This is a genomic window from Lactobacillus sp. WILCCON 0059, assembly GCF_057197985.1.
Window position 1 is genome coordinate 1,317,549 of the sequence record NZ_JBUBHN010000001.1, and the last position, 23,251, is coordinate 1,340,799.

22 protein-coding genes and 1 pseudogene are annotated in these 23,251 nt (G+C 47.7%); 4 read left to right on the top strand and 19 right to left on the bottom strand.

Annotated elements, in window-relative coordinates:
* Positions 1–67: 67 nt before the first annotated feature.
* On the bottom strand, positions 68–502 hold the full coding sequence (locus ACYVUT_RS06265; protein WP_484500333.1) for a hypothetical protein: 435 nt from the start codon (positions 500–502) through the stop codon (positions 68–70).
* A gap of 394 nt (positions 503–896) precedes the next feature.
* On the opposite strand from ACYVUT_RS06265, the gene ACYVUT_RS06270 reads away from it, so the two are divergent.
* Entirely contained in the window at positions 897–1,115 is a 219-nt protein-coding gene (locus tag ACYVUT_RS06270; protein WP_439775963.1) for an antitoxin of toxin-antitoxin stability system, read from the top strand.
* A gap of 55 nt (positions 1,116–1,170) precedes the next feature.
* On the opposite strand, the gene ACYVUT_RS06275 is transcribed toward ACYVUT_RS06270, so the two are convergent.
* The 5 genes from ACYVUT_RS06275 to ACYVUT_RS06295 form a co-directional block, all read right to left on the bottom strand.
* Complete coding sequence (locus tag ACYVUT_RS06275) at positions 1,171–1,632, bottom strand: GNAT family N-acetyltransferase (RefSeq protein ID WP_484500334.1); 462 nt, start codon at positions 1,630–1,632, stop codon at positions 1,171–1,173.
* Between the two features lie 18 nt (positions 1,633–1,650).
* Positions 1,651–2,496: an alpha/beta hydrolase gene (locus tag ACYVUT_RS06280; RefSeq protein WP_484502048.1), complete on the bottom strand. Its 846-nt coding sequence runs from the start codon at positions 2,494–2,496 to the stop codon at positions 1,651–1,653.
* Positions 2,497–2,633: 137 nt separating this feature from the next.
* Complete coding sequence (locus ACYVUT_RS06285) at positions 2,634–3,497, bottom strand: aldo/keto reductase (RefSeq protein WP_484501704.1); 864 nt, start codon at positions 3,495–3,497, stop codon at positions 2,634–2,636.
* A gap of 120 nt (positions 3,498–3,617) precedes the next feature.
* Positions 3,618–5,510, bottom strand: coding sequence for an alpha/beta hydrolase family protein (locus tag ACYVUT_RS06290; protein ID WP_484501705.1), 1,893 nt, complete (start codon positions 5,508–5,510; stop codon positions 3,618–3,620).
* A 127-nt stretch (positions 5,511–5,637) separates the two neighbouring features.
* Positions 5,638–6,834, bottom strand: a complete 1,197-nt coding sequence (locus ACYVUT_RS06295) for an MFS transporter (protein ID WP_484501706.1) — start codon at positions 6,832–6,834, stop codon at positions 5,638–5,640.
* A gap of 210 nt (positions 6,835–7,044) precedes the next feature.
* Here ACYVUT_RS06295 and ACYVUT_RS06300 point away from each other — a divergent pair, with 210 nt between their 5' ends.
* Both ACYVUT_RS06300 and ACYVUT_RS06305 read left to right on the top strand, forming a co-directional pair.
* The gene (locus ACYVUT_RS06300; protein WP_484500338.1) at positions 7,045–7,935 is read left to right on the top strand and encodes an alpha/beta hydrolase; all 891 of its coding nucleotides are present in this window, start codon (positions 7,045–7,047) and stop codon (positions 7,933–7,935) included.
* Between the two features lie 4 nt (positions 7,936–7,939).
* On the top strand, positions 7,940–8,812 hold the full coding sequence (locus tag ACYVUT_RS06305) for an AraC family transcriptional regulator (protein WP_484500339.1): 873 nt from the start codon (positions 7,940–7,942) through the stop codon (positions 8,810–8,812).
* A gap of 47 nt (positions 8,813–8,859) precedes the next feature.
* Here ACYVUT_RS06305 and ACYVUT_RS06310 read toward each other — a convergent pair whose 3' ends face one another.
* From ACYVUT_RS06310 to ACYVUT_RS06355, 10 genes and pseudogenes are all read right to left on the bottom strand, one after another.
* Entirely contained in the window at positions 8,860–10,593 is a 1,734-nt protein-coding gene (locus tag ACYVUT_RS06310) for a sensor domain-containing diguanylate cyclase (RefSeq protein WP_484501707.1), read from the bottom strand.
* A gap of 773 nt (positions 10,594–11,366) precedes the next feature.
* Complete coding sequence (locus tag ACYVUT_RS06315) at positions 11,367–12,692, bottom strand: RNA-guided endonuclease InsQ/TnpB family protein (RefSeq protein WP_484501708.1); 1,326 nt, start codon at positions 12,690–12,692, stop codon at positions 11,367–11,369.
* A gap of 205 nt (positions 12,693–12,897) precedes the next feature.
* Positions 12,898–13,776, bottom strand: coding sequence for an IS982 family transposase (locus ACYVUT_RS06320; RefSeq protein WP_484499368.1), 879 nt, complete (start codon positions 13,774–13,776; stop codon positions 12,898–12,900).
* Positions 13,777–13,903: 127 nt separating this feature from the next.
* Positions 13,904–14,704: pseudogene (locus ACYVUT_RS06325) on the bottom strand (glycoside hydrolase family 36 N-terminal domain-containing protein); the annotation flags it as partial.
* Between the two features lie 22 nt (positions 14,705–14,726).
* Positions 14,727–15,449 (bottom strand): PTS sugar transporter subunit IIA, encoded by a 723-nt coding sequence (locus ACYVUT_RS06330; protein WP_484499031.1) that lies wholly within the window; start codon positions 15,447–15,449, stop codon positions 14,727–14,729.
* Positions 15,450–15,454: 5 nt separating this feature from the next.
* A complete protein-coding gene (locus tag ACYVUT_RS06335; RefSeq protein WP_439775669.1) occupies positions 15,455–15,781 on the bottom strand; it encodes a heavy metal-binding domain-containing protein in 327 nt (108 codons plus the stop codon).
* A gap of 143 nt (positions 15,782–15,924) precedes the next feature.
* The gene (gene celB / locus ACYVUT_RS06340) at positions 15,925–17,283 is read right to left on the bottom strand and encodes a PTS cellobiose transporter subunit IIC (RefSeq protein ID WP_439775668.1); all 1,359 of its coding nucleotides are present in this window, start codon (positions 17,281–17,283) and stop codon (positions 15,925–15,927) included.
* 65 nt (positions 17,284–17,348) lie between these two features.
* Positions 17,349–17,888 carry a hypothetical protein gene (locus ACYVUT_RS06345; RefSeq protein WP_484500343.1) on the bottom strand — a complete coding sequence of 180 codons (540 nt, stop codon included), beginning with the start codon at positions 17,886–17,888 and terminating at the stop codon, positions 17,349–17,351.
* A 21-nt stretch (positions 17,889–17,909) separates the two neighbouring features.
* The gene (locus ACYVUT_RS06350; protein ID WP_439775672.1) at positions 17,910–18,230 is read right to left on the bottom strand and encodes a PTS lactose/cellobiose transporter subunit IIA; all 321 of its coding nucleotides are present in this window, start codon (positions 18,228–18,230) and stop codon (positions 17,910–17,912) included.
* 162 nt (positions 18,231–18,392) lie between these two features.
* On the bottom strand, positions 18,393–18,713 hold the full coding sequence (locus tag ACYVUT_RS06355) for a PTS sugar transporter subunit IIB (protein ID WP_439775666.1): 321 nt from the start codon (positions 18,711–18,713) through the stop codon (positions 18,393–18,395).
* A 475-nt stretch (positions 18,714–19,188) separates the two neighbouring features.
* Here ACYVUT_RS06355 and ACYVUT_RS06360 point away from each other — a divergent pair, with 475 nt between their 5' ends.
* Complete coding sequence (locus ACYVUT_RS06360; RefSeq protein ID WP_484500344.1) at positions 19,189–20,634, top strand: 6-phospho-beta-glucosidase; 1,446 nt, start codon at positions 19,189–19,191, stop codon at positions 20,632–20,634.
* A 114-nt stretch (positions 20,635–20,748) separates the two neighbouring features.
* Here the strand turns inward: ACYVUT_RS06360 and lpdD are convergent, their stop codons facing one another.
* Genes lpdD through ACYVUT_RS06375 form a run of 3 tightly spaced genes read right to left on the bottom strand, consistent with a single transcriptional unit; the run spans position 20,749 to position 23,222 of the window.
* On the bottom strand, positions 20,749–21,159 hold the full coding sequence (gene lpdD / locus ACYVUT_RS06365) for a prenylated flavin chaperone LpdD (protein ID WP_484500345.1): 411 nt from the start codon (positions 21,157–21,159) through the stop codon (positions 20,749–20,751).
* On the bottom strand, positions 21,156–21,722 hold the full coding sequence (locus ACYVUT_RS06370; protein ID WP_484500346.1) for a UbiX family flavin prenyltransferase: 567 nt from the start codon (positions 21,720–21,722) through the stop codon (positions 21,156–21,158). The genes lpdD and ACYVUT_RS06370 overlap by 4 nt, the downstream gene beginning before the upstream one ends.
* Before the next feature lie 15 nt (positions 21,723–21,737).
* Complete coding sequence (locus tag ACYVUT_RS06375) at positions 21,738–23,222, bottom strand: UbiD family decarboxylase (RefSeq protein ID WP_484501709.1); 1,485 nt, start codon at positions 23,220–23,222, stop codon at positions 21,738–21,740.
* Positions 23,223–23,251 lie beyond the last annotated feature (29 nt).

A 23,251-nucleotide genomic window follows, 5' to 3' on the forward strand; every position in this document is an offset into this window, starting at 1 on the left:
CGCCCGTTAGTGATATTTCAAAAATTGTCTGACTGATAAATCACCACCCCCTTTGAATGACTGGGGGCTATTTGACCTTGACTGCCGTAGGAGCAGTAGCTGCCGTTGCAGCCGTTGCTGCAGTGCCGGCAGTCGCCGCGGTTGCGGCTGTGGCTGCAGTTGCCGCAGTTGAAGCAAGAGACCCGTAGCCTGGGATGCCTGGTTTGCCTGGAATACCTGGCTTGCCCGGTACGCCTGGCTTAGCTGGAATACCTGGCTTAGCTGGGATGCCTGGAACTACTACCCAGCCTTCACCAAGCGCGCCGCTTCCGCCTTCTGCCTTTGCGGCAAGAGCAGCGATGCTGGCCACGTCAGCGCTTTTGGCGGTTTGCGCTACGGCTGCCGTACTGCCAGTAGAAGCTGGAGTCAAGGCGTCGGCAATAACGCTTGGCAGGCTGGTCTGTGATAAAGCAATCAGTGATGCTGGCAGGATAGCCAACTTAACAATCTTTTTGATGTTCATGGTTCGGTCCTCTCTCATCTCTTATAAGTAATAATCCTATTCTTTCTAATGCATATTATAATAATCATCAAATCTGATTGCAATATCGGTATGAAAGTATAATAAAATACCCAACTTATTTAATTAGCCTTTAAGAAAAGTCCCGGTCTCTCGCGAAATATTTAGATTCTGGCAGCAATTCACATTATTTCTTACTTATTGAATTTGACTTTTTCGGGCCAACCTGCTACACGGATCTTGTTTTTCCCACAAAAAATCCTTCCAAGCAGTTTGCTTGAAAGGTTTTGGGTAGATATTTCCTAAAGGACATGTTTTGCCGCTCGGAATCTTTTGGCTTGATTGTCTTTTCCGGTATATACTTTGTGTAAGCAATGGAATTGAAAGGAGACCCCAAATGACAGAAAACAGAGCAAAAATAAGACAAGTTGGCGACTCGAAAGTTCTCCCGATTCCGAAGAATATCGTAGCTGATGCTGAAGAGTACAGCGTCTACCAGGGAAGAGATGGAATAATCGTTTTTGTTCCAGAGAGTTTAAATCCATTCCGTGATCCAGATTGGGACAAAAAATACACTGAATGTAAGCAGGAAGAAGCGTTCAGAGGATTAACATAGACCGGAAGCATAGCACAAAGGCCAGGCACTTACCATAGCGCCTGGCCTTATTTTTCTACAAAAACAGCTCCATCTCGTTATTCTTTTTACTGAAGCCCTTCTTTTCGTATACGCTCTCGCCGTCTTCACTGGCATTCAGCCAAAGGCGTTTGATTCCGGTTCTACGGGCATAGTCGATTATTTCATCGACAATTTGCTTGGCGTAGCCCTGCTTTCTGGACTTAGGTGAAGTGTAGATGTTCAAGATATAGCCTTCCTGTCCGGTTAGGTTCTCCGCGTAGGGAATCCGGCTAAAAAGGCAAAGCGAACCAGTTGCCGCCAGTTTTCCGTCTTCCAGCATCCCCCAGCTGATTAAATCCCGCCCAATGTGGGCCAGATAGTACTGCTTTGTTGCTTCTTCCAGGGCGGACAAATCTTCTTTTTCAGCGACCTCCCCCAGTTCCGTAAACAGCTCTTTTCTCAGCCGCCAAAAATCGTTTGCAAATGTTTCATCAAGTTCTATGAGTTCCGCTGTCATGCTCTGCCTCTTTCCTTCCTACTCCCACAAAAACTTCTGCAGGGCCTGGTCCACCTGGCTGTTCTCATGCAGGTGGCTGTGCTGGCCACCCTTGCCCGTGATCTTCAATTCCTTGTAACTCTTAGCCTTGACTAAAAGATACTTGAGCGACTTAGAAGAATTGTTGTAGACCCTGCCGTCTGACTGCTTACCAGTATCACCGTAAATGTTAAGGACGTCAATCCCCTTTGGATAGACCTTCCGGAGCCGCGTCAGTTCTTGGTAGGTCGAATTCATCTTCTTCGGCTTGCCGGATGCATCCAGACTTGAGTTTGAATTTTTGTCAAAGCCAATTATCCCGTTGAAGTGGCCGGCGATGTCAACCTGCTTCTTGATCTTTGGGAAATTCTTCTTAGCAGAATAATCCATGATCATGTAGCTGATGGCCATGTTGCCCATGGAGTGGCCAACCAGGTTCATCTTGGAAAAGCCCAGCTGCTTCTGGGCCGTCTTGACTGCCTTATAGGCATACCAGCCGTCCTTATGGTAGTCGGGATTCCGGTTGTCGGCAAAGCCAACTAAAACGACTGGATTCTTAGGCTTTTTAACCAGCTTCCCCTTGATTTTGACTGACCCGTTTTCGTTGACCGTGGCTTCCAAAACTTCATTGGTCTTGCCCGCCCGTCTGGCCGCTTCAGCCATATGTTTTTCCGCGTTGATGCTGGATCCGTAGCCATGGAAGAAGAAGGTCACCGTTTCCTTTGCCTGGGCCTTCTTTTCTGTCTTAGTCAGCTGTCTTTGACATCCCGTCAGGAAAAGCAATCCGGTCAACATAAGCGGGATAATTTTTACCAAATGCTTGCTTCTTGTCTTCATTCTTTTCATCTCTCCAATTTGTTTATTTGCCAATTTCTATTCTACCTGGATGATTCCTCACTGACAAATAGTAAGCATAAAAATGCCCTGCAAGCAGCAAAAACGTTGACTGACATTGCAGGGCAGATTATATTCAAAAACTATTGCTACATCTTTCCGCCGTAGACTGGGAAGACGCCGCTGTCTCCGTAATCTTTGATCACTTTGACATTCTTCAAAGTCTCCATATCCTCGTCTGAGATCACAAAGTCCACATCCGCGTTGGTCTTCATATGTTCAGGATTTGCCGTCTTCGGCAAAACGACCGTCCCCAGCTGGATGTCATAACGGATGCAGAGCTGAGGAACAGTTACCCCGTACTTCTTGGCCATTTCGACCAGTTCTGGCTGCTTCATGATTTCGCCGTGACCCATCGGGGAATATGCTTCAACAACGATATCCTTCTTCTGGCAGTAATCGATCAAGTCAAGCGGGCTGTTTGATACGTGGCAAAGGATCTGGTTGACCATCGGCTTGACTTCTGCCCAGTCATAAATGTTGTCGATATCTTCTTTCAAGAAGTTGGAAACACCGATCGCCTTGACCTTCCCTGCCTTGTAGGCATCGGTCAGCGCCCGCCAGACTTCCCGGTTTTCCGCGAAGTATCTGTTGTCTGACTGGTTGACCTCTCTCCATGGCTGCGGGCTGTGGATGATCATCAGGTCGATATAGTCCAAGCCCATCTTCTCCAGGCTCTCATCAATTGAAGCCGCGGCTGATTCATAGGACTTGTTTTCCGCGGCGACCTTTGAGGTAACAAAAATTTCTTCTCTTGGAATCCCGGCCGTCCGGACCCCTTCGCCGACCCCGCGTTCATTGCCGTAGGCCTGGGCCGTGTCAAAATGCCGGTAGCCGATCTTTACCGCTTCCCGGACTGCTTCTGCAGCCTTGTCATCAGCAATAAACCAAGTACCCAGAGCCATCTGGGGAATCTGCACTCCATTACTTAAAGTCATCAGCTTGTCGTACATGTTTTTTCCTCCTCAATTTCAATTCTATGTTAATTATAGGAAGGTGGAAATAATATGTACAATGCTTATTCTTGATGGTCTGTTATGCATTTACCGCATATTGCTTCAGGGAGTTTTTCATTATCTCAAGTGCCCGTCAAACCAGTTCTGGATTTCATTTAACCGGCTTAAGCGGTTCTTTGGCCGCCCGCTTCTGGACAGTTCGTGGTTCTCTCCGTGGAAGACCACCATCCGGCTTTCCACGCCGTGAGAGAGCAGAGCATGAAACATCTGCATCCCTTCTTCGACCGGGCAACGGTAGTCCTCATCTGAATTGAGGAAAAGAGTCGGCGTCTTCACCTTTTTCACGTACTTGAGAGGTGAGTGCAGCCATACCTTTTCCGGATCATCGTCTTCACTTGCCCCAACCTGGTCAACGCAAAATTCCGGGGCAATGTCAGACATGTGCTCAAAACTCAGCCAGTTAGAGATAGACCGCTGGGAAGCTGCCGCCTGGAAGCGGTCCGTGTGCCCGATCACCCAGTTGGTCATGAAGCCGCCATAAGAGCCACCAGTGATGCCTAAACGGCTTTGGTCGATGTCTGGATAAGCGGCCAAAACCGCGTCGGTAAACTTCATCAAGTCATCGTAGTCGACCGTCCCGTAGCGGCCCCGCAGGTCGCCGTACTGGTTCCCCTGCCCGTTTGACCCATGGATGTTGCAGAAGAAGACAAAGTAACCGCTACTTGCCCAAACCTGCATCTCATGGAAGAAGGACTTGCTGTAAGTAGCGCGGGGACCGCCGTGAACATCCAGGATTGCCGGGTACTTTTTACCCGCCTGGTAGTCTTTTGGCAAGAGCACCCAACCGTGCTGCTTTCCGTCTTCAGCTGATTCATATTCTACTTCATTGACCTTGGCTACGTATTTACCAGCCAAAAGTTGGTCATTATAGTTGGACAATTTTTCTGCCTGGCCATTTTTCACCTGATAGAATTCCAAAAGTTCGTTGGCAAAAGCGGCTTCCAGGAAAAATTCGTCTTCTCCAGTCAAGCGGAAGCCCTTGATGATGCCGTCCGTAGCAAAAAACGGCTTAACCTCCTGTCCGTCAAAAACGTAGATTTCATCGTGGTCAACGATGGTGGTCACGAAGTAAAACTTGTCACCATAGACGTCAAAAGCATTGCCGCCGATCACCCCGCAGTCCCCGGCGATAGCGCTCTGTCCGGAATTGTCCCAGTGGGCTGCCAATTCCAGACCATCCTCAGTCAAGCGGTAGAATTCCGGATTTTCATTTAAACCGGTCTTTTTATGGGTGTTGGCGAAGCAGTAGACTTGATCCTTCAAGGCAAAAACTGCTGAAACTTCCGCCTTGCCTGCTGCTAAAAGGAGCTTGGCTTCTCCTGTTCTTGGGTCAACTTCATAGACCGCCCCGTCAAAGGGCCGCCGGGTCTGGTAGCTGACCCCCACCACGTAGACTTTTTCACCAACTACAAAGGTCTCCATAACCGTAAAGTCTGGCTCAGCTTTGAAAAGTTCAGTCAGCTTTTCTTCTTCCAGGTCCCAGACGTAGAGGCGGTCGCGGAGCTTGTTAATGTAGCCCTGGCCGTTAAAATAGTATGGCAGTTCATCCAGAACCTGGTAGTCGCTGGATTTTTTCTCAGCCAGGTCTACCCTTCTGCTTAAAAGTAGGTAGCGGCCTGCTACTGAATTGATTACCTGATAGCCGGTTGCTTTGAAAGTTGCTACTTTTTCAGGACTGGCCTGGTCCAGTTCTTGCTTATAAAGCAAGCTGCCTTCTTTGCCCTCTTGAACAGTGTAGTAGACCGCCTTATCTACTAAGGCATAGCTCTTCTCTTGCCCCAAAGTCGTCAAGCGCTTGAGCTCGCCATTTTCAAAGACGTCCAGCCAGTTCCAGTAGCCTTCCCCGTCAGCCTTGGCCTGGTTTCTGGCCAGTACTGCCCTTTTGCCCTTAGCCTGCAAGTTGCCCAGGCTGACAACCTGATACAAATCTTCTGCTTTGACTGCTTCCATTTTTTCTTTTTCCTCCTGCTTTTACTTTTAAAGGTGACTTCATTATAGCAAAGTTAAAGGATTCAGCTGGACTTAATTTTTAGCAAAAAAAGCTGGACAAAGCCAGCTTTCTTTTAGAATACTCATTTTATTCTGCTTTAACAGCCACTCTGTGCACCTTGAGATAGTGGATAAAGGCGTAGACCGTGATCAAGACAAAGAAGATGGTGCTGACCAGCATGGCTGTCCGGGAACTGCTGCTGCCCATGAGGCCGCTTAAGTAGTCAACCACGGTTGGCGAAACCGAGCAGCCAAGGTTAACTAAGACCAGAACGATGGTAGTAGCCAGGTTGACACTGCCTTCTGGCGCCGCCCAGTCCAGCCAGTTGTACATGTAAGGCACGCCCAAACCGAAGCCAAAGCCCAAGACGATCACGCCGATAAACAGCATGACCAGGCTGCTGGCAAAAGTCGTAATCAAGAAGCCCAGGGTAACAATCGCGAAACCAACTGGGAAAATCTTGTCATGCAGCTTTTTAAAGAAAAAGCCGAAACTTGCCCCAATCGGAATCGAGATCAAGGTTGAAATCCCGGCAACCAGGGCCGGAGTACTGGAAGAGCCTAAATGTTCTTCCACGATCAAAGTCGGCAGCTTGTAGGACATCGGCATATAGAAAAGGAAGATCAAGAACATCAAGGCTGCAATCAAGCAAACCTTGCCATTGATCCGCTGCTTAGACTTCTTTTGCTTACTTGCCACATCTGCCTGCTTCTTTGGCAAAGGAACGAAGATTGCAAAAAGAATCAAGGACGGGATGACCAGGAAGTAGATCGCGAAAGCGGCATGCCAGCTGATCGTAACCAAGTAGCTGATCAAGAAGGATGAAATTGCCGCGCCAACGCTGCCCATCACATTTTGATAGCCAATCATAGTTGCCATTTCTTCTTCATCGCTCTTGTAGAACTGTGGAATCAAGCTGACGGCCAGGGAATTAAATAGACCAATTCCTAGCCCGATCAAAAAGCGGGATACCAAGATCGGCCCATATTGACTTGCATACATCGGGAAGGTCCCAGCCAAGAGAGTCAAAAGCAGTCCAAAAATGATCGTTGCCTTCTCTCCTATAAACCGAATCAATACCGGACTGACTACTAACCCCAAGATAATCCCAAAGTTCGGCACCGTGGCTAAAGACTCAACTCCAGCCTTGCTTACCCCTGGAAAAGCCTTGTACATCAAAGGCAGAGCCGAAGCAATCTGCGGAGCCATCATCAAATATAAAGATATGGACAAGAGCGAAACTTTAAAGATTGCCTTGTCTTTAACATTTTTCTTCTCAGACATTTTCAAAACCTCCTGCTTGTTTGCTAACTATGATAGCTTTCTGAGCAAGCGGTTTCAATGTCATAACTTGTCAGAAATCCGGCGCTTGTTGACCTTGCTATTTTTATTTAGATCAATTTCCGCCTCTTTGCGGTCAACTTTTTGCCCTAGCCAATTCCTGGGATAATGACTATAATCTAGTTAAACGCTTACAAATGAAAGGAGAATATCATGACTAAAGAAGAATTAGCAGAAGCAGTTATTAAGCTGCGCAGTGAATTCAAGGCCGGCGACGACAAACGTGACGAAGGCCTGCCAACCGAAATTCCAGAGGTAGAAAGAATCAATGACATCAGCTACGGGCCAGACCCAAAGTGGAACCTGCTGGACATCTACCTGCCTAAAGACCGGACTGGCAAAGTGCCAGTCATCATCAGCATCCATGGCGGCGGCTGGGTCTATGGGACTAAAGAAACCTACCAGTTCTACGGAATGGGCCTGGCTAAGGAAGGCTTTGCCTTTGTCAACTTCAACTACCGTCTGGCTCCAGACGTCCAGTTCCCAAGCGAGCTGGATGACGTCAACCGCGTCATGCACTGGGTAGCTGAACATGGAGCTGAATACGACCTGGACACTGACAATGTCTTCCTGGTCGGCGACTCAGCCGGCGGGCAGATGGAAGAGCAGTACCTGGCCATCTTGACTAACGATAAGTTCCGCCAACTTTTTGCCTACGAATTGCCTAAATTGACAATTAGAGCAGCTGCGCTTAACTGCGGAGCCTATTTCATGCTCACACCGGGCTTTACCAATGGAGCACCTGGCGCCTACTTTACCCCGGAAGCAGTCAAGGGCAAAGAAGAGATGCTGGACACGGAGAAGTACTTGACCCAAAACTTGCCGCCACTTTTCATCATGACCGCCAACCAGGACTTTTTGCACGATTCTGCTGTTCGCTTGGACGGCTACCTTTTGGCCAAGGAAATCCCGCATGAATTGCACATTTATGGCGACAACGACAACCCGCGCGGCCACGTCTTCCACTGCAACCAAAGAGACGACATCGCCAAGCAATGCAACCTGGATGAACTTAACTTCTTCAGAAAGTATCTAAAGAAGTAACAGCATGGCTGAACTGGAACACGAACTGGTCAAGCCAACCGGCAACCTGCCTATCTGGCTGATGACTTTTCCCTTGCCAGATGGTGAAACGCCTAGCGAAATCCCGCCTCACTGGCATCAAGGAATCGAAATAAGCTACACGGTGGCCGGGTCAATCGACCAGTTCCAGATTGACGCCCAGACCTACCAGACCTCTCCTGGCCGGATTATCGTGGTTAACTCTCAGTCCGTTCACAGCATTGAGACTAACCAAGATGGCCAGGCCCTGTCCATGATCTATCCCTACAACTTCGTCTCTGGTCTTTTCCCGAAAATTAGCGAATTGGAATTTGCGATCAATGATCCAGGAACTTTTTCAAAAATGCAGCAGGCTGCTTACCAGCTCCTGCAAAAGAAGCTGGGGGCCATCTACGACTCCTGGTCAAGACCGGAAGATGATTTGCGGGAAATCAAGGTTTGCGCTTTAAGCCTGGAAGTGCTGGAAATCTTGCTGGAAGACTTCACGATTCCCCGCCAGCTGGAGCTGGGAAAGAAGCTCTTTATCACCCAAAGGATGCAGGAGATACTGGACTATATCTACGACCAGTATCAAACTCCAATCGGTTTAAGCGAGATCGCGGCTCACGCCCATATCTCTAAGGAATACCTGGCCCGCTTTTTCAAGAAGAACATGGGGATCACCGTTGCCGCCTATCTGCGGAATCTGCGAGCCCGCGCGGCCAGGAAACTGCTTCTAACCGATCCAGGCACATTGGAAACGATCGCTGAGCAGTGCGGCTTTAGTGGTCTCAGGTCCATGAACCGGGCACTGGTTGAATGCTACCAGGAAAGTGCCAGCGAGATCAGGCAAAAGAACTCCAAAAACTTCAGACAATAAATAAACGCGTCCTTGCTTAATAGGACGCGTTTTCGCTTGCTATTTTTCTATTTTTGCACTGGCCGCGGGCCGATAATGACGTAATAAATCTTGCCAAAGTAGTCATTTTTGACCATGTGGGCCACGGCATGCATGTAGATCCGCTTATGGCTCTCTTTGGTGATGACATGGTAGTCAAGCTTAGCCAAACCTTCATCGCCGTCTCCTACTTGCTCCTTGCAGGTCTTAACAGCTTGGTCATAGTCCTCTGGAGCAATCAAGCCCTTAACCTTCTGGCCTACATATTCGATAAACTCTTCCCTGCTGGAGCACTCCATGATCCTGAGGAGCTCATTATTGGCAAAAAGGATCCGCCCGTCGTCTTCCCGGTAGATAAAGAAGGCGCCTGGCAGGTTAACCGCCAGATCCCGCAGGTTGAAGCCCAATTGCGCCCGCCCTTCTTTCATCATATCTGGGTGATAGCCAGCCATCGCGCCTTTTCCGGTCATCTTGACGGCGTACAGAGCCACATCAGCCTTGTACATCAGCTCTTCTCTAGATTGGCTTTGGTCAGGATAAGCGGCAAAGCCCAAGGAAATCGAGTAAGGATAATCTTTTCCTTGGTAGTTGAAGGTCAGTTTTTGCTTAAAAAGCTTATTGAAAATCATCCGCCCTTCTGTCAGCGTCGTCTGCTCCAAAAGGACCGCGAACTCATCACCGCCATTTCTGCCAACCAGGCCCAGCTGGTCGAAATTCTCATCTAAAACCCGGGCAAAGGACTTAAGAGCCGCGTCGCCTGCCTCATGGCCATAGAGGTCGTTGATGTACTTGAAGTCATCGATGTCGATCAAGGCGCCGATTGCCGGCTTACCTGTATTGTTCGCAAAGTACTTGCCGACTTCCCGGTCAAAGGCCTGCCGGCTCATCAAACCAGTCAAATAGTCAGTGTCAACTATTTTGGCCAGTTTCCGGCCTCTTTCAAAATAATTGACCAGGATAGCCGCCAAAGCGGTGTTGATCACCACCGTCAAAATGCCTGTCAGGAGGCTGGATTTGATTTCCCGCGGCATCTGCCCAGCATCTTTTCTGACTGCCTCCAGCTTCCACGTGCATCCCCCCAAGCGGAAAGAAACTGCTGAACGTGGGCCTACAGTTTTCATGTTTGAGTCTAAGACATAATAGCTGTCATTCACTATATGTGTTTTAGACAAGCAGTGATAATAGCCCAGTTTGTCCAACTTCTTAAAGGTTGGTTCAAACAGATCTTTTTTCTTAATCAAGGCAACTGAATAACCCCAGAACTTGCCCTTGATGAAAACCGGCTGGCAAACCGCAAGCGAATCCCGGCCCTCCCCAGTCTTGATTGGGCCAACAATGCCATTGATCTTCTTTTGCCGGCAATAGCTGAAAGCCGCCTTGACCTGGGGATCAGCCAGGAGGCTGGATTTCCCTCTTTCACTGGCCTTGTCCTGGTAAACCCGTTGGCTCTGCCCTTTGTGGATCAGCTGCAAAGAATAGATACCGTCATATCTCTTCAGCATATACTTGGCTGTTCTGGTAAAGACAGCCGTATTGCCTTCATTGCCGACAGTACCTGATTCAATGTTTTCAGTAACGTTTTGCCCCTCTTCCAGCTCCTTTTTAAAATAGTCGCTGGCCAGCTGAGCGTTCAGCTCTGTCCGTGCCTGGTAGCGCTGGGCAAGGTTTTGCCCGGTCCTGTAGACATTAATACCAATGACCACCGCGCTGGTGAAGAACACAAATAGCACCACCAGCAGCTTAATCCACCATCTCTTTTTCATTCTCATCAACACATCCAATATCCATAAGTCTTTTATTCTATATGAACCATTATTATCCTAAAAAGTTCCTTTGACAACCGGATCTTATGTTTTCTATGATAATTTGCTGTCTATTTTATTGATATATCTTTATGCAGACAAAAAGCAGCTTCCCGAAGGAAACTGCTTTTTCGCTGTACCTAACTTATTTGTTTTAGAGAAGTTCATGGCAATAATGCAATTAATCCACAATTGCCTTAAAGTGGTAAATCTTTGATGAAAAGTGCTATAAGAAATGTGGAAGAATGTGTGCTTGATACCGGCTGGTTCACATTATGGTCAAGATATTCAGCTTTGCGACTATCACATCATCGATATCTCTACTTCCAGCACCGACAAGCCTGGCTGGAACATACCCAGCACATAACATAGGACTCTGCCGGCTTCCATTTCTCTCACGAGCGTTCACTGCCAAGCTTTCGCATTGACAGCGTGGGCGATCTCTGCACTCGATATGCTCACATCACCTGTACGGCTGAAGCCGCAGACAATGCCTTTATCCGAAGATGAGCAACCGAACTGTCTCACGAGTTCTGAACTCGCTTCTCGCATGTTCTTCCATTTGAGGAATTGCATGCGCGGTCGTAGAAACCGATTGCTGCCAAAACAACTTATCGGCTTCCCGTCCGGTGAGCCATCTGCACCGAAACAGCCGCTTACGCAACTGCTCAAGTAACAGATGGCATTCCGGCCATTAGCCTGCCCGCATGGATCCTTGTGGATCCTTCAATTCTTTACAATGCTTTATTGTATCTTGGATGATCAATCAAAAAAGTAAGATTCATCATTGCATTCATGTCCCGATCTACAACCTTATTGTAGTTCGGGCATTTTTTGTTGTAGCACACATATTCATTGTGCTTGGTGCCATGCTTCTTATTGCCAGAAAGAGTAATCTTCTCATCGTCCTTCTTGACGTTGCCGCACGCTGCACAGCGCTGGGTGCTTGGATAAAAGCGATTGGCAATCACCAATTTGACCCCGGCAGACTTGCACTTGTATTCGAGATAGCTGCGAAAGCGTCCAAACAGCGCACGGTGCACGCCTTTTGAAGCGACATGGCTCATAAGCATGCCCTTGACGTCCAGATCCTCAATGCAGATTGCATCATATTCTCTGACAAGGTGAGTCGTGTACTTGTGCATCGCGTCATCCTGCATGCGGTGAGCACGCTCGTAAAGCTTCTGAAGCTTGATTCTCGCTTTTTGATAGCTTTTTGAGCGCTTCCCGGCAATCTGGCCATTTTCTTCCAGCTTTCTTGCCAGAATCCGCTGCTTGTGCTTGATGTTCTCATAGACTCTTGCCAGCTTGACGGCGCCATTGTTTCCCTTGTGCAGAAAATAGTGTTCCCCCTCTGCATCATTGAAATGACTGACATTGACGTCAATCCCTGTCTTCTTACCCGTATGCTTGTGAATGTATGGTGGCGTCTCATACTTGTAAGGAACCGCCATGTAGTAATGGCCGTGTTCACGGTAAAAGCTTATCGTCCCAAATTCCGCATTTTTGGGGATTTCAGAAAATCTTATGCTATGCCACTCACCCTTATAAGGTGCTGGGACGGGCAAGGTCAGCTTTCCGTGATTGCCTTCCTTTGCGAGAACCACGCCTTGATTCAATTTAAAGCCTTGGCGTTTGGCTTTCTTGGATTGAAAAACGGGGTGTCCGGCACCATTTTTAACTTTGAGTGCCTTATCTTTGGCAAACTTCTTGAACGATTTGCCCAAGTCAGCACATGCTTGCTGCAGGATACGCGAAGAAATCTGCCTTTCCCATGACTGTTTGTTTGCCGTAAGCTTTTTCTGAATCAGTGCTGCGGTTGGGTAGTATCTAGATATAAATAACTTCTGCTCTTCAGTAAATTGCCGTTCTTCTTTTGGCTTCTTGAATTCCGTCAGAATCTCTGGACTAACTAACATACGGTACTCCGAATAGGTAGCGTTCCAAAGTTCTAGGGCCTTATTGTAGCAATAACGGCGGTAGTCACACCACTGATCTAAGACGTGAGCCATAGTAGCATCTGGATATAAACGATATACGTGAGTCCTTTTGGTTGCCATTTGTCTTCACCTCTTTTCGACAAGCATATTTTAGCACGTATCCCAGCTCTTTTCCAAACATACGTTTGAAAAAGAGCCAAAAAATTTGTTGCATCTTTTGATTAAAATCATAGGTGCAACACAGTTAAATTCTATTGAAATAGATTCGTTTTCTTTCACAAGAACATTATGCTATGTTTTTCGATATAGTTCTATACGCGTGGTGCTAGTTGAAGAAGTTGAGTCCATATCTCTGTAGGATGTAGCTGATATTGTAAGTTAGTACGATTATCTCGACGGTTTGTTGGAAACCGTCTGTACTTCTTGCAAGAATATTTTCAATTCCGTAGTACTTTAGTACAGAGAACACACTCTCGATCGTTCGGCGAATTGCCATTAGCTCTCTTTTGTTATGCTGCTTAGCACCTTTCATATTTTTCCGGTAAGGTGTCCACAGTATATAGCCGTTTATCTTGAGAGTATCGTGCAGCTGCTTGCCTATATAGCCTTCATCGCCTAAAATAAAGTGCCCTTCGGGATGGGTAGTGAGAATCAGCTCTTCTGCTTCTTTTGCATCGTGTATTGATGCTTGTGTGATTACATAGCCAAGAACATAACCGTCTTGAGCTACGGCAAAGTGGCCTTTAAAGCCGTAATAGTAAAACTGTTTGGTTGAGTTATAGCCAATGTTGGCAATTCCTTCAAACACTTTAGCTCTGCGGTTTCTGATTGGCTGACACAAAGGCATGGGTAGACTGTCAATGATCATGTACTGATCAGACAGATCGACTCTTGAGTTTAGTTCGTTGACGATCTGAACAGTGATGCCAAGAAGCGCTCTAGCTCTGCGATTGAAACGAGATCTGGAGAGCCCACAAAGTCCCCAACAGCGAGCAAATCTGCGCTGAGAAGATATACCTTCCTCAGCTTGCCAGACAAGTAATGCAATAATTTCGTAGTCTGGAACCTTTACCAGACTGGCATTGCGACGGTGAGTTAACCGAGATGGAGCGTACTTGTAATAAAGTTTCTTGCAGATTTTCGACAAAGTTCGAAATTCCACTTGCAAACGGTGACTATAACGTTTAATCTGTAGTTGGTTCAACATTGTAAGGACTCCTTTCTTTTTTCCAACTAGAGTCTACAATGTTGGACCTTTTTTGTTAAGAAATTGAAACTATATTTCAACTAGCACCACGCGTAGTTCTATATTACTTATTACTAATTAGTAACTCTTTTTCCAATTCGAATTCATGGTTGCCGGAATATACCAGAGCAAGTCCCCAGGCTTCACCGCTAAACTCATCAGTCTTTGGCTCAACCAAAGCCACAAAGGGATTCATTTGATGGCCCGATGAGCCCCGGCGTGATTCAAACACGTGCCGGCCTTGCACCAAGCCACATCTTTGTGGATGGCGTTCATTAGCATGCGCGCCAGGCAAAGTAATGACTTCCAAATCCTGGCCAACCAGATCTATCTGCATGGAAGCAACTTTTTCCAGGTAGACATTCTCTTCGCCTTTATTGCATACCTGAACGCTGTGGGCAATCACATTCCGGTCGCGATAAATAGTATAAAGCAGATGGTATTTCAGTCCCGTTAGGTCATCGGTAAGTTTGATCGTTAAAGTTTCAGCCTCGTCTTCCTTTTCGACGTAAGCTGCTGGAAGTCCCTGAAGCTTGGGCTTGCCCTGCGCGATTTCATAACCAGTATAGTGTAAGAACAGGGCATTAGACCCATTAGACTGACGGACAACTGTTGCCGGTGAGTGGTAGTCCATCTCACCAGCAGTACTATATTCTTTCGGCAAGGTATCCCGGGAAAATGTCCGGTCCAAATCCCCTGGGAGGTTGCCGGAGAAGCCGCGATCCACCGCCGGGTAGGTTAACTCGCCATGGTAGCCCTTAACCCGTTTACCAAAGTACAGATGGCTTAATGTGCCGCCCTTAACAACTGAAAATAGATAAGAAATAGATTGGTTGTGCAGGTGAAAGACCTGCTCTTTTGCATCATATTCAATCAGTTCTGACATTTTTTCTCCTTCTTGCTGCCACTTATTTGATTTTCATGATCGGATCACCGGCTTTGACTGTCTTGCCATATTCTTCAGTAACTGCCAGCTTTTCAAAGTCTTTTGAGTTTAAGACGGTGACCAGCACAGTATCATCTAAGCCGTGCTGTTTGATGGTTGGGTCCCAGAATTCAATAAGTTCTTGGCCTTTCTGGACCTTTTGCCCTTGGACAACATACTGTACAAAGCCAGTGCCGTTCAGCTTGGCCGTGTCAATCCCAATATGGATCAAGATCGTCAAACCATCAGCGCTCTTAAGACCGATCGCGTGCCGAGTTGCGAAGCTGGCCGCAACTTCCCCGTCAAACGGAGCGTAAACTCGGCCGTCATTAGGTTTGATAGCAAAGCAACGGCCCATCTTGCCACTGGCAAAGTTTGGATCACTGCTGTCTTTAAGTGGTAATAATTCACCTGCTACTGGCGTTGTCAAATATTGCTTTACATCTTTGGCTGAATCTGTTTTAGTTTCCGCACCATCATTTTCAAACTGCTTACCCCAAGTTTTCTCTAATTCAGCAACGATTTCCGCATGCTTTTGATCTGACAAAATCACCTTTTTGGCAAACATCAGCATGCTTAAGGCCAGGAAAATCGCAGGCAAAAGCAGCATGGCAATCTTGAATTTGACCTGGTTAGCTGCTGTAATAATTACCGCAAAATAAAAAATACTGGAATCGACTGATTCCAGTATTTTTATTGCTGTCAAACTTCTTAATCTACAAACTTAACAGCCGTCCCGTAAGCTACGACTGACTGCATATCACCAGCGATTGAACTTGAGTCAAAGCGCATCATGACCACGGCATCAGCACCAACATTCTTTGCTTCTTCTCTGAGCCGGTCCAGGGCCACTTCTCTTGAAGTCGTCAGCATCTTGGTGTAGGCCTTGATTTCCCCGCCGATCATGCTTTTAAGGCCAGCCCCAAAGTCAGAGGCAAAGTTCTTTGACTGAGTGGTTACGCCAAACACTTCACCGATCACTTCGTACTTGCGGCCAGGGATGGATTCCGTCGTTACAACCAACATTTTGTTTTCCATTTCAATTACCTCGTTTTCTTTAAACGTTTCCTAGATTGTAGCACAAATAGAAGGCTTTTGAAGGATTTTTTCTATACTTTTGTAGCATTATAAAGCAATGAAAAAAGCTGCCCTAAGGCAGCTTTTTGCTAATCTATTGCTAATTAAGCATTAGCGTTTTGCTTAGCTTCTTCTTGTTCCTTCTTGTAAGTCTTAAGGTCAAAGCGCTTCATGAATGGATACCAAATTACGAAGGCTACGAGCGCGCAGACGATCGCTACAACAGCACCTCTCCATGACAAGGTAGCCAGGTAACCACCAAGGCCGATTGGAGTTGGCCATGGTTGTTGCACCTTGATGTCAGGCATGAAACCGATTGCGTGGAAGATGTAAGCAACGATGGCAGTAGCCATTGGCGCGCCGATGAATGGGACAAACAAGTTAACGTTGTAGACTACTGGCAAACCGAACAGGAATGGTTCGTTGATGTTGAACAATGCTGGAACAGCTTCAACCTTACCGATTTCCCGCAGCTGGGTTGACTTGGCGCGGCCAGCCATCCACCAAGCGATCAGCAGGGTTGAACCTGAACCACCGAGGATGATGAAGGCGTTCATTGGGTCACCAGCAAAGAAGTTGTGAGCACCCTTAACGTTGGCAGCAAGGTTGGCCAAAGCGATTGGAGTGTAGAATGAATTCATGATGTTGGCACCGTGGATACCGAACCACCACAGGAAGTGGATGAAGAAGACAATAATCAAGAACCCCCACCAAGTACCGGCAATGTTGCCGACAAATGAGAATGGCACGTACATAACCTTGAAGATGTCAGTGCCCATCAGAACAAGGATCAAGTTAATAGTAGCAACTACAAATGCAACGCAGAAGCCAGGAATCAATGAACTGAATGAGTTGGAAACACCAGCTGGAACGACATCTGGCATCTTGATTTGCCAGTTGTGCTTAACCGTAAAGCGGTAGATCTGTACAGTCAGCCAGCCGATCACGATCGCCGTGAACAGACCAGTCGTACCAATTCTGGTAACACCTGAAGTTGAAACTTGGATACCACCACCGATGATGTTGTCAGCCTTCAGTGATTGAACGAATTGAATTGAACCGTTCTTGAAGACCATTTGCGGCACAGTGATGAACATTGCCATCAGCATCATGAACAAGGCGTTAAGTGGCACAATGTTGATCTTTTCTTCTTGTTGGTAGATCTTAGCGTATGAGTAAGTAAACTGCCCACCAAAGATCAGTGACAGGATACCCATGTTGGCGTTGTAAACAACCGTGAACATGTTTGAGAACTTGCCGAGCGTATTTGCGTACAAGGCAGCAAATCCTGGAATTGGAAAGGCCTGCGGCAGAACAGTCAGGATCAAGAAAATCGCCCCGACGATAGTGAATGGAATTACCGCATAACCTGAATCGATAATTGATCTAACAAAACGTGAACCAGCAAACTTCCCAATGCCAGTCGCGAGTTTATCTCTGAATGAGCTTTGTGCTTCAGCCATGATATTCTCCCCTATTTTTTCTCTTCATTAACTTTCGATAATCCTCTTTGAATTGCAATAAGGACCTACTCCTGATCCAAAGCCCGACTCTTTTCCGCATTGCGGATCAGCGGCAAATATTTGTCTCTCCCCAGACAAATATTATGAATCCGGACAAGGGCAGCTGCCGCAGCGGCCATCCCGATCAACAAAATGCAGAGCAAGGCTTGAACAGAACTCTTACTGCTTGCGAAAGGATAGATCAAACTCTTCAAAGGAGTAAACAAGCATATGCTCATCACCAAATTGAGGCCAAGTTGGAAAATGAGGTAGTGCCGAGTTTTTGGCACATCTGCCTGCTTGTTGTGCAGCTTGCCCAGCTGCTCAATCACGCTGACCATGCACCAAACGGTAGCTACAGCCGACAAAATCATCCCCGGCTGGGTATTGGCTGAATAGCTAACCAGCAGCCAGAAGAAATTGGCGAAAAAGAAAGCAATGACGAAGTAGCGAACCATCATGTAGCGGGCAAAGTACGCGTAGCGCACCCGGTCATCATGCCGTTTGTCCACATATGTCTGGTCTTGCTTCATTTTTTGCTTTTGCTTCTTGATTTTTGCAGACATGCTTGCTCTCCTCCCTTGCGCTTACGCTTCGGTCTTCAGAGCACCGCTTGCGTAAAGCTTTTCGTACAAGTCAACCATTTCTCCCGCCAAGTCACGGAAGGTGATGGCATTCATCAAATGGTCTTGTGAGTGGACAACCAAAAGAGTCACGTGGGTGTGCTGGCCTTGGGCTTCCTTAGTCAACATGTCCGTTTGTGAGTTGTGGGCGTCAAGCAGAGACTTGTCTGCTTCTTCCAGCTTCTCTCTTGCTTCCTTGATCTTGCCAACCTTAGCCAGGCGGATTGCTTCAAAGGCCAAGCTCTTGGCGTTACCGCCGTTGGCAATCAAGCCCATGGCAGCCATCAAAGTTTCTTCTTCCCGGCTTTGCTGGTTTTCTGCTGCTTGCTTTAAAGTTTCTGAAGTATCGTTTAATTCAGCCATTTTTCAATTACCTTATTTCTACTTCTACTCATCATCACATGCCCTTAGCAGCTCTCCCCTTCTGCCAAAAGCATTTATATCATCCTATTCAGCCATCAAGCTGTCAGCAAATTCCAAAACTTTCTTGCCGTTCATCATCCCGTAGTCTTGCATTGGGATAACGCCCATTGGAATGCCAGTACCTTCAAGCTTCTTTTCAAAGTCGCCCTTCATGTAGCCAACTTGTGGCCCAAGCAATACGCAGCTGATATCCATGGTGGACAGCTTGGTGTCGGCTTCAGAAGCCGGGCAGGCAAAGATTTCGTAGTCCTTGCCTTGAGCCTTGGCAGCTTCTTGCATCTTCTTAACGAGTAAGCTGGTGCTCATACCAGCCGCACAGTTCAACATAATGGTTTTAGTAGCCATAATTATTTCCTCCTAGACTTTTTTTGTGTTGTTTGTTTACGCTTACAGTGTATACCGCTTTCAGCTGAAAGTAAATGGCTTTCATTACATTTTTCTTCTGCCTGCTGAGTAAAAACAGGCTAAAATCCGCGTAATATCAGCCTTGAATCGCTATTTTATTTTTTTAGAAAAAATAAAAGAACATGTTTTTATCGACTTAAGACTCTTATTTTGGACTTAAGAAGTAAGTTTTTGGCAAAGCAATAAGCCTGTTATGACGCTTTCAACTTTAGTTTCTTGCTTTCACATCTTTCAGTTTTCTTTCTCTAAGAAGAAAAAGTGCAATATTTTTTCTTTTCGCAACTTGCAATAACCGTGAATACAATCTATAATCAGAGTCGAAAGCGGTTACTTACCAAGATATGAAAACTTGTAAGTAAGCACTCGAGTAATGAAAATAGCGAAAAAGTGAAATTAGTAATGGAGGTTTTGCTCAATGTATTCTGCTAAAATGCCAGAAGGATTTTTATGGGGCGGCGCGGTAGCCGCCCACCAATTGGAAGGTGCCTGGGACGTTGGCGGCAAGGGCGTGTCCGTTGCTGACGTCATGACGGTCGGTTCAGCTACTAAGCCACGGGAGATCACTGACGGTGTCTTGCCAGGGAAGAACTACCCGAACCACTCAGCCATCGATTTCTACCATCACTATAAAGAAGACATCAAGCTCCTGGCCGGGATGGGCTTCAAGGCTTTCAGAACCTCCATTGCCTGGACTAGAATCTTCCCTAATGGTGATGACGCTGAACCAAGCGAAGAAGGCTTGAAGTTCTACGATGACCTGTTTGACGAAATGCACAAGTACGGCATTGAACCAGTCATCACTTTGAGCCACTTTGAAATGCCATTCAACCTGGCCAAGAACTACGGCGGCTTCACCAACCGCAAGACCATCGACTTCTTCGTCCGCTTCGCTGAAGTCTGCTTCAAGCGCTACAAGGACAAGGTCAAGTACTGGATGACCTTTAACGAAATCGACAACCAGAGTGCCTTCAACAACGACTTCTTGATGGCAACCAACTCCGGCATCCTCTTTAAGGACGGCATGACCGACGAAGAAAAAGAAGCTGCCATGTACCAAGCTGCTCACTATGAATTTGTGGCCAGCGCCCTGGCAGTCAAGATCGGCCACAAGATCAACCCTGACTTCAAGATCGGCTTGATGATCAACTACTCACCAGTCCGCCCACTGACTCCAAGCTCAGAAGACGCCCTTTTGGCCGACAAGTTCGAGCAGCACCGGGATTTCTTCTCTGACGTCCAAGTCTTTGGCGAATACCCGAAGGCAGTTGAAGCCTACATTGAAAAGCATGGCTACCGGCCAGACATCACTGACGAAGACCGGGTTGTCCTTAAGGAAGGGACTGTTGACTACGTCGCCTTCTCTTACTACCAATCAACTACTGTCTCCAGCGAAAAGGTCTCAGCCGATGAACTGAGCGACCTGGAAAAGGCTGTGGCCGTTAACCCAACTCTGAAAAGAAGCGACTGGGGCTGGGAAATTGACCCAGTCGGCCTCCGCCTTTCCTTGAACCACTTGACTGACCGCTACCACCTGCCGCTCTTCATCGTTGAAAACGGCTTGGGTGCCTACGACAAGGTCGAAGACGGCAAGATTCACGACCCATACCGGGTTGACTACCTCAAGAAGCACATCAGCGAAATGGAAAAGGCTGTGGCCATCGACGGCGTTGACCTGATGGGCTACCTGCCATGGGGGCCAATCGACCTGGTTTCTGCCGGGACTGGCCAAATGGACAAGCGCTACGGCTTCATCTACGTCAACAAGAACGACGAAGGCGTTGGCGACCTCAGCAGAACCCCAAAGGACTCCTACTACTGGTACAAGAAGGTCATCGAGTCCAACGGGGAAGACCTTGACTAATCTTCTTTAATTATTATTGCCATACCAAACCCTAGACAAAAACGCGAAAAGCCAGCAAGATCTGCTTGTGATCTTGCTGGCTTTTTTCTGTTTATCTCTGTTTTTTTACTTTTTCTACTTGAAGTGGCTGCTGTAGACCGGTTCTTTGAAGCCCTTCTGCTCCTTGAGCCAGGCAGTACATTGCCTTGCCAGCTCTTCCGTCATTGCCATAGACGCCGCGATCTGCTCTTGGCTGATCCCGTCGACATGGACACCGGCCGAGATTGTAATGCTGCCGGGCAAGTCGGCTTTGATTTTTTCAAAAAAGACTTGAGCCAGGAGGATATCCTTGTGGTAGCGGCCATCATGGCTGAAAAGCTTGACTTCCTCAACTTCCTGGCTGGACGCGTCATAGGTTAAGACTCCGCCTAAATGCGGCAGGTCCCCGCCTAGCAGGTTGACCAGGAGGTCTTTATTAGCCAAGGTCACTTCTGCCTGGATTTCATAGCCGGCTTCTTTGACGGTAAAAATCTGCTTCTGATTCATTGCCCTTCCCCCCATCTTTTGGCAAAATTGCTGGCAATGCCCAGATTGTCCAAGACCCGCATGTTGGTCTGATCCAGCAGGTCCTGGATCGTTTCCGGTCGGCCATAAAATGAGGGAATCGGAGGCATGATTTGGACGCCCAGTCTGGCCAATTTTAGGAAGTTTTCCAAGTGAATGGCTGACAAGGGAGTTTCCCGCGGCATCAGAATGAGCTTCCTCTGCTCCTTAATCATGACTCCGCTGGCCCGCATGATCAAGTCCTGGTCAAAGCCAAAGGCAATCCCAGCTACTGTCTTCATGCTGGCCGGCGCTACCACCATCCCGTCGACTTGGAAAGAGCCTGAAGAGATCGCCGCGCCAAGGTTGCCGTTGTCAGCCAGATGGTCAGCCAGGTCTTCTACCTGTTTTACGGTATAGTCAGTCTCAATTTCAATATTATTTCTGGCCCAGTCGCTCATGACCAGCCAGGTCTCGACTTCCGGCATGGTTTTAAGCTTTTTCAACAGGTCGATCCCGTAAATTGACCCGCTGGCCCCAGTCATGGCAATAACGATTCTCTTCATCTCTTCAGTCTTTCTTTAGTCCAAGTACTTTTTCCAGTCCGGCACTTCCTTGAAGTGGGCCCGTTCAAACTGGTCCTTCATGTCAAATGGCACGGTCCCGTCGATCACCGTCTTTGAACTCATCCCTCTGAAGCGAATGGACTTAGGATCGTATTCCGGCCGCTCTGACGGGTCAAGCGGGTGGTTCCGCATCCCTGACAGGACCATGATGTCCATGTCCCCTTGGAAGCGGGTATTCATGGTCCAAACGACGTCATTCATGTCAAAAATATCCACGTCTTCATCGACCAGCCAGACCGTCTTCAGTTCCTTAAAGGCGGAAAAGGCCAGGATGGCTGCCTGCCGCTGGATCCCTTCATCAGCCTCATTTTCCTTGTGAATCTGCATGATGGTCATCAGCTTGCCGCCACCGGCTGGCGGGTTGTAGACATTGACCACCTTGCCTGGGATGGCCTTGTCGACCAGTTCCAAAATTGATGCTTCAGTCGGAATCCCGGCCATTGATACGTGTTCTTCACTTGGCCCGATCACGCTTTGCATGATTGGTCTATCTCTGCGGCAAGTTACGGCCTTGACCTTAACCAGGTTAACGGCTGGGTTGGCATCCCCGTTGTAGCCTGGGAATTCCGGCATGGCGTGGCCGGTATGAGTGTTGATGTCTTCAACGATGGTCTCATTTGGCATGATTTCAGCTTCAATGACGTATTCGGCGCGGGCTAAGGCTTGTTCGTCAACTGCCACCCCATCGACCAGCTGGACCGGTTCCTGGCGCAGAGCACCTGCCACATCGAGTTCATCATAGCCCAGCGGGGTTGTTGGCGGTTCAAAAGTTGCCCCAATCGTTACGGCCGGGTCCAAGCCAATATTGATGGTAATTGGCATCGGCTTGCCCAATTTTTCGAATTCCTTTTGGAAGTGGCCAATGTGACGGCCGCCAGGCATGATGTACATCCCCATCGTATCCTTGCCTTCAATGCAAATCCGGTGGATGGTAACGTCAGTCATGGACTTGTCTGGCATTGACCCCTTGACCAGGCCGCAGGTGATGTATGGGCCAGCATCATATTCAGTGTTAGTTGGGGCTGGTACCAATTTTCTGAGGTCAAAGTCCGGGTCAGTCGCCAGGTGGACTACTTCCTGGACTGGGGCTTCTTCCTTGGGTACGGTAAATGGGTGTACCGGGTTTTCAACGGCGTCTTTCAAGAAGCGGCCCAGGGTCTGCCAGTCATGGTGGAGGATCTTGCCAACCCGTCTTCTTGAGGCCATGAGGCCGATCAAGACTCTCGTATTGTCAAAGCCCTTCAAGTTGTTGAACATCATGGCCGGGCCTTCCTTGGTCGGCCGTTCAACAGTACCGCCAGCCCCAATGTAGCGGTAGACGCCGGAAATTTCCGCGTCCGGGTCAATTGCTAGATCTGTTTCATGATAATTTTCCGGGTCGTCAGCGATTTCCCGCAGGACCTTGCGCAGGTCCCAAGGATCAGTAATTTTTTCAGTCATTTTTTCGCGCTCCTTAATTGCAAATTTGT

Excerpts from the sequence above, each read along its gene's own strand:
- celB (WP_439775668.1), bottom strand. The coding sequence starts at position 17,283 with ATGGCTGAAGCACAAAGCTCATTCAGAGATAAACTCGCGACTGGCATT.
- ACYVUT_RS06355 (WP_439775666.1), bottom strand. The coding sequence starts at position 18,713 with ATGGCTACTAAAACCATTATGTTGAACTGTGCGGCTGGTATGAGCACC.
- ACYVUT_RS06300 (WP_484500338.1), top strand. The coding sequence starts at position 7,045 with ATGACTAAAGAAGAATTAGCAGAAGCAGTTATTAAGCTGCGCAGTGAA.
- ACYVUT_RS06335 (WP_439775669.1), bottom strand. The coding sequence starts at position 15,781 with ATGGAAAACAAAATGTTGGTTGTAACGACGGAATCCATCCCTGGCCGC.
- ACYVUT_RS06375 (WP_484501709.1), bottom strand. The coding sequence starts at position 23,222 with ATGACTGAAAAAATTACTGATCCTTGGGACCTGCGCAAGGTCCTGCGG.
- ACYVUT_RS06280 (WP_484502048.1), bottom strand. The coding sequence starts at position 2,496 with ATGAAAAGAATGAAGACAAGAAGCAAGCATTTGGTAAAAATTATCCCG.
- ACYVUT_RS06310 (WP_484501707.1), bottom strand. The coding sequence starts at position 10,593 with ATGAAAAAGAGATGGTGGATTAAGCTGCTGGTGGTGCTATTTGTGTTC.
- ACYVUT_RS06360 (WP_484500344.1), top strand. The coding sequence starts at position 19,189 with ATGTATTCTGCTAAAATGCCAGAAGGATTTTTATGGGGCGGCGCGGTA.
- ACYVUT_RS06305 (WP_484500339.1), top strand. The coding sequence starts at position 7,940 with ATGGCTGAACTGGAACACGAACTGGTCAAGCCAACCGGCAACCTGCCT.
- ACYVUT_RS06275 (WP_484500334.1), bottom strand. The coding sequence starts at position 1,632 with ATGACAGCGGAACTCATAGAACTTGATGAAACATTTGCAAACGATTTT.
- lpdD (WP_484500345.1), bottom strand. The coding sequence starts at position 21,159 with ATGAATCAGAAGCAGATTTTTACCGTCAAAGAAGCCGGCTATGAAATC.
- ACYVUT_RS06295 (WP_484501706.1), bottom strand. The coding sequence starts at position 6,834 with ATGTCTGAGAAGAAAAATGTTAAAGACAAGGCAATCTTTAAAGTTTCG.
- ACYVUT_RS06350 (WP_439775672.1), bottom strand. The coding sequence starts at position 18,230 with ATGGCTGCCATGGGCTTGATTGCCAACGGCGGTAACGCCAAGAGCTTG.
- ACYVUT_RS06290 (WP_484501705.1), bottom strand. The coding sequence starts at position 5,510 with ATGGAAGCAGTCAAAGCAGAAGATTTGTATCAGGTTGTCAGCCTGGGC.
- ACYVUT_RS06345 (WP_484500343.1), bottom strand. The coding sequence starts at position 17,888 with ATGTCTGCAAAAATCAAGAAGCAAAAGCAAAAAATGAAGCAAGACCAG.
- ACYVUT_RS06265 (WP_484500333.1), bottom strand. The coding sequence starts at position 502 with ATGAACATCAAAAAGATTGTTAAGTTGGCTATCCTGCCAGCATCACTG.
- ACYVUT_RS06270 (WP_439775963.1), top strand. The coding sequence starts at position 897 with ATGACAGAAAACAGAGCAAAAATAAGACAAGTTGGCGACTCGAAAGTT.
- ACYVUT_RS06315 (WP_484501708.1), bottom strand. The coding sequence starts at position 12,692 with ATGGCAACCAAAAGGACTCACGTATATCGTTTATATCCAGATGCTACT.
- ACYVUT_RS06370 (WP_484500346.1), bottom strand. The coding sequence starts at position 21,722 with ATGAAGAGAATCGTTATTGCCATGACTGGGGCCAGCGGGTCAATTTAC.
- ACYVUT_RS06285 (WP_484501704.1), bottom strand. The coding sequence starts at position 3,497 with ATGTACGACAAGCTGATGACTTTAAGTAATGGAGTGCAGATTCCCCAG.